Below are 11,444 nucleotides of genomic sequence, written 5' to 3'. Positions count from 1 at the left end.
CCGGCGGGTCAGCGCGTGGTGCAGGCCCAGGCGCGTACCCGCGAGCCGGGTCCGGCCTTCTTGCGGGCCGCCGACTTAGCGGCCGCCGCAGTGGCGTAGCCGCGGGCGGTGCCCACGCGGGTGCGGCTGCTGGTGAACTTGTAGGCCACCGCACCGCACGAGTTGTAGAAGGTGAAGTAGCCGCAGTTCGCACCGCACAGCCGCTTGGCCTTGTTGCGGGCGGCGGCCTGGCTCGGATAGTCCACGGCGTAGGCGGTGCGGCCCTGGTAGTTCCAGGCGATGGCGCCCCAGTTGTAACCGGCGGCCTCGGCCGGCGCGGTGGCGGCCGGGAGCAGGGTGCCCGTGGTCGCCAGGGAGGCGGCGATGCCCAGGCCGGTGAGGAATCGACGTGCTTTCATGGACGAATCTTAACGGAACCTAAGAGTCGCGGACCTCTTGTCGTTCGAACAGCGGACAGCGGCCAGTCGAACAGGCGGCAGATCAGGACCAGCCGTACTGCGCGCGCAGCTGGTCGGCGATCCGGTCGAAGCTGCGCCGATTCAGGATCGACCCCTCCCGCCGGATCCCGTGCTCGGCCACCACGATGACCCGGTCGAGCCGCACATAGCTGACCCGCCCGTTGTAGTCCCAGGCGCCGGTGCCTAGACGCAGCCAGTTCTCCTCGTCGCGGTGGTACTCCTTCGACGAGAGCATCAGGCCCAGCAGCGTCGCTCGATCGCGTCCGACCACCAGGACCGGACGGTCCTTGCCCTGTGCGGGATCGTCCTCGAACGGCACCCACATCCAGACCACCTCGCCGGGGTCGGCGGCCCCGTCCAGCTCGGGGGAGTAGGCCAGCTGCCGGGCGAGGCTGCGGCTGGGCTGGGTGGCGAAACGAGGCCGGCGGTAGTCCTGACTCATCGCGTGCCGCCCAGAAAGAACTCGTCGACGGCGGCGGCGGTGAGCGCGCCGACCCCGCTGCGTTCGGGCCGCAGACCGTGATCGGCCCGGTCGATGTGGATCACCTCGACCGGGCCGGCGAACAGGGTGGCGGCCTCGGCGATCTCGTCGACGGTGGCGAAGGCATCGCTGCGGCCGTGGATGATCAGGGTGGGCGTGACGACCTGTCCCAGATGCGCCACCCGCAGCTTCTCGGGTTTCCCCGGCGGATGCAGCGGATACGACGTGAGCAGCAGACCGTCGGCCAGGCCGGGATCCTGTGCCAGGAGCATCGAGGCCTGTCGGCCGCCGTAGGACTGGCCGCCGACGATCAGCGGGCCGCCCGGCGCCAGGGGTGCCAGCACGGCGATCGCCGCGGCGATGCCCGCGCGGTCGGCGTCCGCCTTCGACGGTGACGGCGGCCCCGTGGGCCGCTGCTGCCGGTAGGGCAGATCGATGCGGGCCACGGTCAGTCCGCGGGCGGTCATCCCGGCCGACAGGGTGCGCAGCAGCACCGAGTTCCGGTCGCTGCCGGCGCCGTGGGCCAGAAGCACCAGTGCGCGCGAGGCGCCGACGGCGGGACGGTCCAACTGCGCGACGACTCCGTCGGCGCGGATCGATTCGGTATGGACCGGTGCGGGGGCGTCGTCGTTCGTCGCGGGGACATCGTCGTTCATGATGGGTGAAGCCTAATCGGGCTTGTGTGGCCGCCGCTGAATCGTGCTTGTACCCCGGTTCGTGAGAAAGTAGAGACTGACCTGTGGCCGGGACCGCCGCCACCGTGCAAGGAGCAGTAGAGATTTCCACCTTCGCTGACAAGACGTTCACCGATCCCTCCCGGATCCGGAACTTCTGCATCATCGCCCACATCGACCACGGCAAGTCGACGCTGGCCGACCGGATGCTGCAGCTCACCGGCGTGGTCGAGGATCGCGATATGCGCGCCCAGTACCTGGACCGCATGGACATCGAACGCGAGCGCGGCATCACCATCAAGGCCCAGAACGTGCGGTTGCCGTGGAGGGCGCCCGACGAGAACGGTGTGGAACAGGACTATGTGATCCACCTGATCGACACCCCCGGGCACGTCGACTTCACCTACGAGGTCTCCCGCGCGTTGGAGGCCTGCGAGGGGGCGATCCTGCTGGTCGACGCCGCCCAGGGCATCGAGGCGCAGACGCTGGCGAACCTGTACCTGGCCATGGACAACGATCTGACCATCATTCCGGTGCTCAACAAGATCGACCTGCCGGCCGCCGATCCTGAGCGCTACGCCGCCGAGATCGCCCACATCATCGGCTGCGAACCCGAGGACGTGCTGCGGGTATCGGGCAAAACCGGCGAGGGCGTCCCGGAGCTGCTGAACGAGGCGATCGCGCAGATCCCGGCGCCGGTCGGGGATTCCGACGCCCCGCCGCGGGCGATGATCTTCGACTCGGTGTACGACACCTACCGCGGCGTGGTGACCTACGTGCGCGTGGTCGACGGCCGGATCACCCCGCGCGAGAAGATCGTGATGATGTCGACCGGAGCGACCCACGAGCTGCTCGAGGTCGGCATCGTCTCACCCGAATCCAAACCCTCCGCGGGACTGGGCGTCGGCGAGGTCGGCTACCTGATCACCGGCGTCAAGGACGTGCGCCAGTCGAAGGTCGGTGACACCGTCACCACCGCGAAGAACGGTGCCCCCGAACCGCTCACCGGTTACCGCGAACCGCAGCCGATGGTCTACTCGGGCCTGTACCCGGTCGACGGCTCGGACTATCCGGTGCTGCGCGAGGCGCTGGAGAAACTCCAGCTCAACGACGCCGCCCTGACCTACGAGCCGGAGACCTCGGTTGCCCTGGGCTTCGGTTTCCGGTGCGGCTTCCTGGGTCTGCTGCACATGGAGATCACCCGCGAACGCCTCGAGCGCGAATTCGATCTGGACCTGATCTCCACCGCACCCAACGTCGTCTACCGGGTGGTGATGGACGACGACACCGAGCACATCGTCACCAACCCGTCGGACTGGCCCGAGGGCAAGACCGCGCACATCTACGAGCCGGTGGTCAAGACGACGATCATCGCCCCCAGCGAGTTCATCGGCGCGATCATGGAACTGTGCCAGAGCCGGCGCGGGGAACTGGGCGGCATGGACTATCTGTCGGAGACCCGCGTGGAGATGCGGTACACCCTGCCGATGGCCGAGATCATCTTCGACTTCTTCGACGCCCTCAAATCGCGCACCCGCGGATACGCCTCCCTGGACTACGAGGAGGCCGGCGAGCAGGAAGCCGAACTGGTCAAGGTCGACATCCTGCTGCAGGGCGAGGCCGTCGACGCCTTCAGCGCGATCGTGCACAAGGACGCGGCCTACGCCTACGGCAACCGGATGGCCCTCAAACTCAAGGACCTGATTCCGCGTCAGCAGTTCGAGGTGCCCATCCAGGCCGCCATCGGCTCGCGCATCATCGCCCGCGAGAACATCCGCGCCATCCGCAAGGACGTGCTGGCCAAATGCTACGGCGGCGACATCAGCCGTAAGCGCAAGCTGCTGGAGAAGCAGAAGGAAGGCAAGAAGCGGATGAAGACGATCGGCCGCGTCGACGTCCCGCAGGAGGCCTTCGTGGCCGCCCTGAGTACCGAGGCCGGCGACAAGCCGAAGGGCAAGTGAGTCCCGTGGCCGACAATCCCGTGGCCGACAATCCGGTGCTCGCCGATTCCGGTCTCCCGTACGACCTGCCGGACTTCGCCGCGATCGGCGACGACGACTTCCTGCCCGCCTACGAGCTCGCGCTGACCGCGCACCTGGCCGAGGTCGAGGCGATCGCCACCGACCCGGCCGAGCCCACCTTCGCCAACACCGTGGCGGCACTGGAGGCCTCCGGCCGGCTGCTGGCCCGGGCCAACGGCATCTTCTTCAACCTGGAGGGTGCCGACACCAACCCGCAGCGGGCCGCCATCGCCCAGGAGCTGGCGGTGCGGCTGACCGAACACCGCAACACCATCGCGCTGGATCCGCGGCTGTTCGCCCGGATCGAAAGCGTCTACGAGCGCCGCGACGACCTGGCACTGGCGCCGCCGCAGCGCCGGCTCACCGAACGCCGCTACCGCGATGCGGTGCGCGCCGGAGCCGGACTGGACGCCGACGGACAGGAACAGATGCGGCAGATCTCGGCGCGGCTGGCCACGCTGACCACCGAGTTCTCCCAGAAGCTGCTCGAGGACACCAACGCCTCGGCGGTGCAGGTACTCGACGCCGCCGACCTCGACGGGCTCTCGGCCGGGGAGATCGCCGCCGCGGCGCGCGCCGCCCAGGACCGGGGACTGCCGGGCTACCTGATCACCCTGGAACTGCCGACCAGCCAGGCGTCGGTGGCCGCACTGACCGAGCCGGCCGTGCGGCAGCGGGTCTTCCAGGCGTCGGTGCAGCGCTGTGCGCGCGGCGGCGCGAACGACACCCGGGCGATGATCCTGGAGATCGTGACGCTGCGGGCCCGCCGGGCCCGGCTGCTGGGATACCGCGACCACGCCGACTACGTGATCGCCGAGGAGACCGCCCCGGATCCGGAGGCGGTCGCCGAGCTGCTGCGCGAACTGGGGCAGGCCGCGATGGCCGCCGTCGACCGGGACCTGGCCGCCGCGGAAGCGGCCTACGGCACGCCACTGAACCCGTCCGATGTCACCTATGCCCTGGCCCTGGCGCAGGCCGGTGCCGACGACGAGGCGTCCGGCCAGGCAGATCCGCCGGGCCAGAAAGAACGCTCGCCGCGGTCACCGGTCGAGGAGTTCACGGCGTACTGCGAACTGGACAATGTGCTCAACGACGGTGTCTTCGCCGCCGCCGGCGCACTGTACGGGCTCACCTTCACCCCGCGACCAGACCTGCGCGGCTACCACCCCGACGTGCGGATCTGGGAGGTCAAGACCGAGGCCGGTGAGGGGATCGGACTGTTCCTCGGAGACTTCTACGCCCGCCCCTCCAAACGCGGCGGCGCCTGGATGAACAGCATCGTCGACCAGTCCCGTCAGCTCGGGTCCCGCCCGGTGATCGTCAATGTGCTGAACCTGACCGAGCCCGAACCGGGGCAGCCCTGCCTGCTGACCCAGGACCAGCTGGTCACCGTGTTCCACGAGTTCGGCCACGCCGTCCACGGGCTGCTCTCGGCGGTGGACTACGTCTCCCAGTCCGGGACCAGCGTGCCGCGCGACTTCGTCGAGTTCCCGTCCCAGGTCAACGAGATGTGGGCGCTGCACCCGCAGGTGGTCTCGGGCTACGCCCGGCACTGGCGCACCGGAGAGCCGGCCCCGGCCGAACTGATCGAGGCCGTCCGGGCCGCCGGCGACGTCGAACCGGCCCACGCCACGGTCGAATACCTGGCCGCAGCCGCCCTGGATCTGGCCTGGCATCGGCTCGGGCCCGATGAGATCCCCGACGATGTGCTCGAGTTCGAGGCCCAGGCGCTGGCCGCGGCCGGGCTGGCGCATCCGCTGATCCCGCCGCGCTACCGCAGCACCTACTTCAACCACGTCTTCGGGGGTGGCTACTCATCGGCCTACTACAGCTACATCTGGTCGGAGATCCTCGACGCCGAAACGCAGCAGTGGTTCCTGGCCGGGGGAGGCCTGCAGCGCGCGCTGGGCGCGGCCTTCGCCGAGGCGGTGCTCTCGGTCGGCGACAGTGTCGATCCGGTCGCCGCGCACGCCGGAATGCTCGGCCGGACGGCCCGGATCGAGCCGCTGCTGCGCCGCCGGGGCCTGGTCACCGCCGGGCAGCAGCGCCCGGCAGCCGAGTAGCCTGGTTTAAGTCAGCGTGGGATTAACAGTGCGGCGCAAAGGAGGCCGGCGGTGAACGCGTTCCTATCGTGGTGGGACGGGATCGAAGAATGGCTCACCGGCCTTCCGTTTGTGCCGCAGCTGCTGGTGACCATCGTGGTGCTGATCCCGCTGGCCACCGGAATCGCCTGGTTGGTGAATTTCCTGGTGGTGTGGGTTTTTTCGCTGTTCGATCGCCGTGATGTCTCCGACGAACACGGAGTAGGGGTGTAGAGGAATGTTCCGTTCGAAGGTCACCTGGGCGCTGGCCGCGCTGCTGATTCTGGTGCTCGTTGTCTGGCTCATCAGCGGCTAGCACACGCTGGCGGCGATTCCCGACCGAGCGCCGACGCGCGGGCCGGGTGCGTTGAGCCGCTGGCCGCGGTGTAGTTAGCTTTCTGCGTGCTGACCAACCGCTCCCTGCCGCGACTGCGCCGGACACTGACGGCGATCCTCGTCGCCGGTGTGACCGCCACCGTCGCGGCATGCGGCGCCGGATCCACCGACACCCCCGGCGGCATCGACATCTCCAGCGGCGACCGGCACCTGAATCTGGTGGCCTACGCGGTACCCAAGACCGGTTTCGATCTGGTGATCCCGGCATTCCGGGCGACCCCGGCCGGCCACGGCATCGGTTTCTCGCAGTCGTTCGGGGCGTCGGGGGATCAGGCCCGCAAGGTGGCCCGCGGGCTGCCGGCCGATGTGGTCAACTTCTCCCTGGCCCCGGATGTGACGCGCCTGGTCGACGCCGGTGTGGTGGACCGTCACTGGCGGTCCCAGGCGCCCAACGGTTCGGTCGCCTTCGGCTCGGTGGTCGCACTGGTGGTGCGCGCGGGCAACCCGAAGAACATCCGCGACTGGAACGATCTGCTGCGCCCCGGTGTCAGCGTCGTCACCCCGAATCCGGGCAGTTCCGGTTCGGCGAAGTGGAATCTGCTGGCCCCGTACGCCGCAGCCAGCCGCGGCGGCGCCGACCCGCGCGCCGGGCAGGAGTATGTGCGGGCACTGGTGCGCGATCATGTGCAGGTGCTGCCCAAATCGAGCCGGGAGGCCACCACGGCCTTCGAACAGGGCCAGGGCGATGTGCTGATCAGCTACGAGAACGAGGCGATCATGCTGTCCCGGCACAACGCCGCCGCCCGGCCCGAACAGCGGGTGGACTATGTGATCCCGCCGCAGACGATCAAGATCGCCAATCCGGTCGCGGTGGTGCGCACCGGCGGCGACCAGGCCGCCGCCCGCGCCTTCGTCGACTACCTGTTCACCCCGCCGGCGCAGCGGCTGTGGGCCCGCGCCGGGTTCCGCCCGGTCGACCCGGCGGTGCTGGCGGAGACCGCCGCCGACTTCCCGGGCCGCATCGACGCGCTGTGGACCGTGGAGGACCTGGGCGGCTGGGAACGCATCGACACCGAACTGTTCGGCCCCGACGGGACGATCACCGCGATCTACGATGCCGAGGCGGGCCGATGACGCGGACGCAAGAACCGGCCGTCGTGCGCGGCGCCGGTGCCGCCGAGAAGCTGCCGGCCGCCATCAGCCGCCGTTGGCGCACCGACAATCCACTGACCCTGGGGGTGGCGGCGCTGTGGCTGACGGTGATCGTGCTGCTGCCGCTGGCGGCCATCACCACCGGCGCCTTCGAACAGGGCTGGTCCGGTTTCTGGAACGGAGTCACCGCCCCGGCCGCCCTCGACACCCTGCGGATCACCGCGCTGATGTCGGTGGGAGTGGCGCTGATCAACGTCGCCTTCGGCACCGTCATCGCCTGGGTGCTGGTGCGCGACCAGTTCTGGGGCAAGGGCTTCGTCAACGCGATCATCGATCTGCCGTTCGCGCTGCCCACGATCGTGGCCTCGCTGGTGCTGCTGTCGCTGTACGGGCCCAACAGCCCGATCGACATCCACCTGGCGGCCACCGAGCCGGGAGTGATGCTGGCGCTGACCTTCGTGACCCTGCCGTTCGTGGTGCGGCAGGTGCAGCCGGTGCTGATGGAACTGGACCGCGATGTGGAGGAGGCCGCCGCGGTGCTGGGCGCCGGCAACGCCGTGATCTTCCGGCGCATCGTGCTGCCGGCGCTGGTTCCGTCGATCCTGACCGGGATGGGGCTGGCGTTCACCCGGGCGATCGGCGAATTCGGTTCGGTGGTGCTGATCGGCGGCAATATCCCGGGTAAGACGCAGGTGGCCTCGCAGTACATTCAGCAGCAGATCGAAGTGGACCAGCCGGTCAACGCCTCGGCGGTCTCGGTGGTGCTGCTGCTGATCGCCTTCGCCGTGCTGTTGCTGCTGCGGGTGGCCGGCCGGTTCCAGCAGCGCCGGGAGGAGGCCGCCGAATGATCCTGTCACGCTGGACCCGCTACGGCCTGCGCGCCGTGGCGCTGGTGTACCTGACGATCCTGCTGATCATTCCGGTCGGCCTGATCTTCTGGCGAGCCCTGGAGCCGGGGCTGGGCCAATTCTGGGAGTGGATCACCACCCCGGCGGCCATCGCCGCACTGCAGCTGTCGCTGCTGATCGTGGTGATCGTCGTGCCCCTCAACGTGGTCTTCGGCGTGCTCACCGCCCTGGCACTGGCCCGCGGGCGATTCCGCGGCAAAGGCATCATGCAGGCGGTGGTGGATCTGCCGTTCGCGGTGTCGCCGGTGGTCGCCGGTGTGGCGCTGATCGCCCTGTGGGGCAGCCACGGCTGGTTCGGCGGGATCGAATCGCTGGGCTTCAAAGTGATCTTCGGGGTGCCCGGCATGGTGCTGGCCACCATCTTCGTGACGCTGCCGTTCGTGGTGCGCGAGGTGGAGCCGGTGCTGCACGAGATCGGCACCGAACAGGAAGAGGCCGCGGCCACGCTGGGCGCCAACGCCTGGCAGATCTTCTGGCGGATCACCCTGCCGGCGATCCGGTGGGGCCTGACCTACGGCATCGTGCTGACCGTCGCCCGCGCGCTGGGCGAGTACGGCGCGGTGACGATGGTGTCGTCGAACATGCCGGGCGTCTCCCAGACGCTGACGCTGCTGGTGCATTCGCGCTACACCGACGACCACAACGAATACGGGGCCTATGCCGCCGCGACGCTACTGATGCTGGTGGCGATCAGTGTGCTGGCGGTGATGACCGTGATCGAACGACGATCCCGCGGCCAGGTCGACGATGCGGCGGCACTGACACCGCTGAGCGCTCGGCCCGACAGTGCACCTGAAGGCCCCGACCACGCCCGCGCAGACCAGGAGAAGTAGATGTCCATCTCGGTGATCGGTGCCAACAAGCACTACGGCGACTTCGCGGCCCTCGACGATGTCTCCATCGACATTCCCGCCGGTTCGCTCACCTCCCTGCTGGGCCCGTCCGGCAGCGGCAAGTCGACGCTGCTGCGCGCCATCGCCGGCCTGGACAGCCTTGATTCGGGGGTGATCGAGATCAACGGCCGCGATGTCTCGCAGGCCTCGCCGCAGCAGCGCGATATCGGCTTCGTCTTCCAGCACTACGCCGCGTTCAAACAGATGACGGTGCGCGAGAACATCGGCTTCGGCCTCAAGATCCGCAAGCGGCCCAAGGCCGAGGTCCGCAAGAAGGTCGACGAGCTGCTGGAGGTGGTGGGCTTGGAGTTCGTACAGAAGCGCTATCCCTCCCAGCTCTCGGGCGGGCAGCGGCAGCGGATGGCGCTGGCCCGCGCGCTGGCGGTGGACCCGCAGGTGCTGCTGCTCGACGAGCCCTTCGGGGCCCTGGATGCCAAGGTGCGCGACGATCTGCGGCGCTGGCTGCGGCAGCTGCACGAGGAGGTCCACGTGACCACCGTGCTGGTCACCCACGACCAGCAGGAGGCCCTGGACGTCTCCGACCGGATCGCGATCCTGAACAAGGGCCGCATCGAGCAGGTCGGCACCCCCGACGACCTGTACGACCGCCCCGACAACGTCTTCGTGGCCTCGTTCCTGGGGTCGGTCTCCCGGCTCAACGGGCAGCTGGTGCGTCCGCACGACATCCGGATCGGCCGCACCCCGGAGATGACCTATCCGCCCGAGGACCCGTCCCTGGACACCGGCGTGGTCCGGGCGACCGTCAACCGGGTGGTGAACCTGGGCTTCGAGACCCGGGTGGAGCTGACCGCCGCGGCCACCGGCGAGGAGTTCATCGCCCAGATCACCCGCGGCGACCAGAACGCGCTGGAACTGGCGGCCGGGCAGACCGTCTACGCCCGCGCCACCGTCGTTCCCAAACTCGCCTCGGGTTAGCCGATCAGTCGTCGGTCACCATGATCACCGCGAGCCCGTCTGGGCATCGGGTGAAGGCGGCCGGCTTCGGCTCGGTCACCGCGCCGCCGGGGACCAGACCGGCGAGTCGACCGGCGGCCTGTTCGTCGCCGATTTCGTAGAAGACGACGTTCTCGGTGATGGAGCCGGTCACCAGGTTGCCGGAGCCGACGACGGTGTAGCCGGCGGCGCTGAGTTGCTCGGCGGTGGTCGTGCCCAGACCGGAGACCGGGCCGGCGTTGAATACGCACACCGACGGCACAGCAGATTCGGACGGGATAGACGGGGCGGACGGGCCAGCCGAGGAGGCGGCGGGAGGTGCGGAGGCGCCGGGGGCCGGTGAGACGGACGAAACCCGGGAGACGTCCTGGGCGGCGGCCGCCGAGGACGCCGCGGACGTGCTGCCGGGATCGTCGCTTCCCGGCAGGAGCGCGTAGATGAGGACCGCGGCGGCCCCGACCGCGACGACGACGCCTGCGGCCACGACGGCGATCGGTGTGCGCTGATTCGTGGTGCGGGCAACGTTGTGCGTTCGGGCCTCCACCGCCCCGGCCGGCGGATAGACGCCGGCATGGTGCGCCTGAGCGGCCGGGAGCGTCTGCTGCGCGGCGGCATCCGGCCGCGGCGCGGCCAGTGCGCGGCCGATCGCGTCGGCGAAAGTCGTGCAGTCCGGATACCGCTGAGCGGGGTGTTTGGCCAGAGCGCGCGCGAAGACCGCATCCAGCGCGCCCAGTTCGGGCCGGTGCCCGCTCACGGCGGGCACGTCGGCCGCGGCGTGGGCGCCCATGACCGATACCGGGGAGCCGGTGTAGGGAGGTTGCCCGGTGAACAACTGATACAGCGTGCAGGCCAGCGAGTACTGATCGGCGGCGGGCGTGGGCTCCCGGCCGTCGATCGTCTCGGGAGCGCTGTAGGAGAGGGTCCCGATGAACGAGCCGGTGCCGGTCAGGCCCTGACCATCGGCCAGGCGGGCGATGCCGAAATCGAGCACGGTGACGGTATCGAGCCGGCCGGTGCGTTCGTCGCGGGTGACCATGAGATTGGCGGGTTTGATATCGCGGTGAATCACGCCGGACCGGTGTGCGGTGTCCAGTGCGGACGCGACGCGGCGGCCGACCTCGGCGATCTCGGGGTCCGGTAATGCCGCGCCGCTCAGATCGTGCCCGTCGAGGTAGGCCATGGTGAACCACGGCACGCCGTTCTCGACACCGTACTGATGGACGGTGATGATCGACGGATGCCGCAGATTCGCCGCGGTGCGTGCCTCGCGGGCGAAGCGTTCGGCGAACTCCGGGGTTCCGTTGCCGGCTTGGGAGACCACCTTGAGCGCTTCCCGGCGCGAGAGATTCGTATTCTCCACCAGGTACACCTGGCCCATACCGCCCTGGCCGAGCCGAGCGAGAACGCGGTAGCCGGCGAAGATCGATCCGGGGGACAGGTCCACGCTGCGTCCTCCTTCCCATTCGTCACCGGTGTCACGGTCGTC

At 69.3% G+C, this 11,444-nt stretch carries 11 protein-coding genes; 7 read left to right on the top strand and 4 right to left on the bottom strand.

The window, feature by feature from the left end:
- Nucleotides 1-8: 8 nt before the first annotated feature.
- The 3 genes from GOHSU_RS06875 to GOHSU_RS06865 form a co-directional block, all read right to left on the bottom strand.
- Nucleotides 9-398: a DUF4189 domain-containing protein gene (locus GOHSU_RS06875; protein WP_005938852.1), complete on the bottom strand. Its 390-nt coding sequence runs from the start codon at nucleotides 396-398 to the stop codon at nucleotides 9-11.
- An 82-nt stretch (nucleotides 399-480) separates the two neighbouring features.
- A complete protein-coding gene (locus GOHSU_RS06870) occupies nucleotides 481-900 on the bottom strand; it encodes a type II toxin-antitoxin system PemK/MazF family toxin (RefSeq protein ID WP_005938850.1) in 420 nt (139 codons plus the stop codon).
- Complete coding sequence (locus tag GOHSU_RS06865) at nucleotides 897-1,595, bottom strand: alpha/beta hydrolase family protein (RefSeq protein ID WP_005938848.1); 699 nt, start codon at nucleotides 1,593-1,595, stop codon at nucleotides 897-899. The genes GOHSU_RS06870 and GOHSU_RS06865 overlap by 4 nt, the downstream gene beginning before the upstream one ends.
- 83 nt (nucleotides 1,596-1,678) lie before the next feature.
- On the opposite strand from GOHSU_RS06865, the gene lepA reads away from it, so the two are divergent.
- The 7 genes from lepA to GOHSU_RS06830 all read left to right on the top strand — a co-directional run bounded on the left by lepA (nucleotide 1,679) and on the right by GOHSU_RS06830 (nucleotide 9,940).
- Complete coding sequence (gene lepA, locus GOHSU_RS06860; protein ID WP_005938845.1) at nucleotides 1,679-3,574, top strand: translation elongation factor 4; 1,896 nt, start codon at nucleotides 1,679-1,681, stop codon at nucleotides 3,572-3,574.
- 5 nt (nucleotides 3,575-3,579) lie between these two features.
- Complete coding sequence (locus tag GOHSU_RS06855; RefSeq protein WP_005938842.1) at nucleotides 3,580-5,697, top strand: M3 family metallopeptidase; 2,118 nt, start codon at nucleotides 3,580-3,582, stop codon at nucleotides 5,695-5,697.
- A 51-nt stretch (nucleotides 5,698-5,748) separates the two neighbouring features.
- Nucleotides 5,749-5,949: a hypothetical protein gene (locus GOHSU_RS06850; protein WP_005938838.1), complete on the top strand. Its 201-nt coding sequence runs from the start codon at nucleotides 5,749-5,751 to the stop codon at nucleotides 5,947-5,949.
- 168 nt (nucleotides 5,950-6,117) lie between these two features.
- Nucleotides 6,118-7,185, top strand: coding sequence for a sulfate ABC transporter substrate-binding protein (locus tag GOHSU_RS06845; RefSeq protein ID WP_005938835.1), 1,068 nt, complete (start codon nucleotides 6,118-6,120; stop codon nucleotides 7,183-7,185).
- The gene (gene cysT / locus GOHSU_RS06840) at nucleotides 7,182-8,051 is read left to right on the top strand and encodes a sulfate ABC transporter permease subunit CysT (protein WP_005938832.1); all 870 of its coding nucleotides are present in this window, start codon (nucleotides 7,182-7,184) and stop codon (nucleotides 8,049-8,051) included. Before GOHSU_RS06845 ends, cysT begins: the two co-directional genes overlap by 4 nt.
- On the top strand, nucleotides 8,048-8,944 hold the full coding sequence (gene cysW, locus GOHSU_RS06835) for a sulfate ABC transporter permease subunit CysW (protein WP_005938829.1): 897 nt from the start codon (nucleotides 8,048-8,050) through the stop codon (nucleotides 8,942-8,944). The genes cysT and cysW overlap by 4 nt, the downstream gene beginning before the upstream one ends.
- Nucleotides 8,945-9,940 (top strand): sulfate/molybdate ABC transporter ATP-binding protein, encoded by a 996-nt coding sequence (locus GOHSU_RS06830; RefSeq protein ID WP_005938827.1) that lies wholly within the window; start codon nucleotides 8,945-8,947, stop codon nucleotides 9,938-9,940.
- Nucleotides 9,941-9,944: 4 nt separating this feature from the next.
- Here the strand turns inward: GOHSU_RS06830 and GOHSU_RS16250 are convergent, their stop codons facing one another.
- A complete protein-coding gene (locus GOHSU_RS16250) occupies nucleotides 9,945-11,402 on the bottom strand; it encodes a protein kinase domain-containing protein (protein ID WP_005938825.1) in 1,458 nt (485 codons plus the stop codon).
- Nucleotides 11,403-11,444 lie beyond the last annotated feature (42 nt).

The organism is Gordonia hirsuta DSM 44140 = NBRC 16056, from assembly GCF_000333015.1.
Classification (GTDB): domain Bacteria; phylum Actinomycetota; class Actinomycetes; order Mycobacteriales; family Mycobacteriaceae; genus Gordonia; species Gordonia hirsuta.
This window is presented reverse-complemented; position numbering and strand designations above follow the sequence as displayed.

Coding starts and splice junctions, on each gene's coding strand:
- GOHSU_RS06875 (WP_005938852.1), bottom strand. CDS start 398: ATGAAAGCACGTCGATTCCTCACCGGCCTGGGCATCGCCGCCTCCCTG.
- GOHSU_RS06870 (WP_005938850.1), bottom strand. CDS start 900: ATGAGTCAGGACTACCGCCGGCCTCGTTTCGCCACCCAGCCCAGCCGC.
- GOHSU_RS06865 (WP_005938848.1), bottom strand. CDS start 1,595: ATGAACGACGATGTCCCCGCGACGAACGACGACGCCCCCGCACCGGTC.
- cysT (WP_005938832.1), top strand. CDS start 7,182: ATGACGCGGACGCAAGAACCGGCCGTCGTGCGCGGCGCCGGTGCCGCC.
- cysW (WP_005938829.1), top strand. CDS start 8,048: ATGATCCTGTCACGCTGGACCCGCTACGGCCTGCGCGCCGTGGCGCTG.
- GOHSU_RS06830 (WP_005938827.1), top strand. CDS start 8,945: ATGTCCATCTCGGTGATCGGTGCCAACAAGCACTACGGCGACTTCGCG.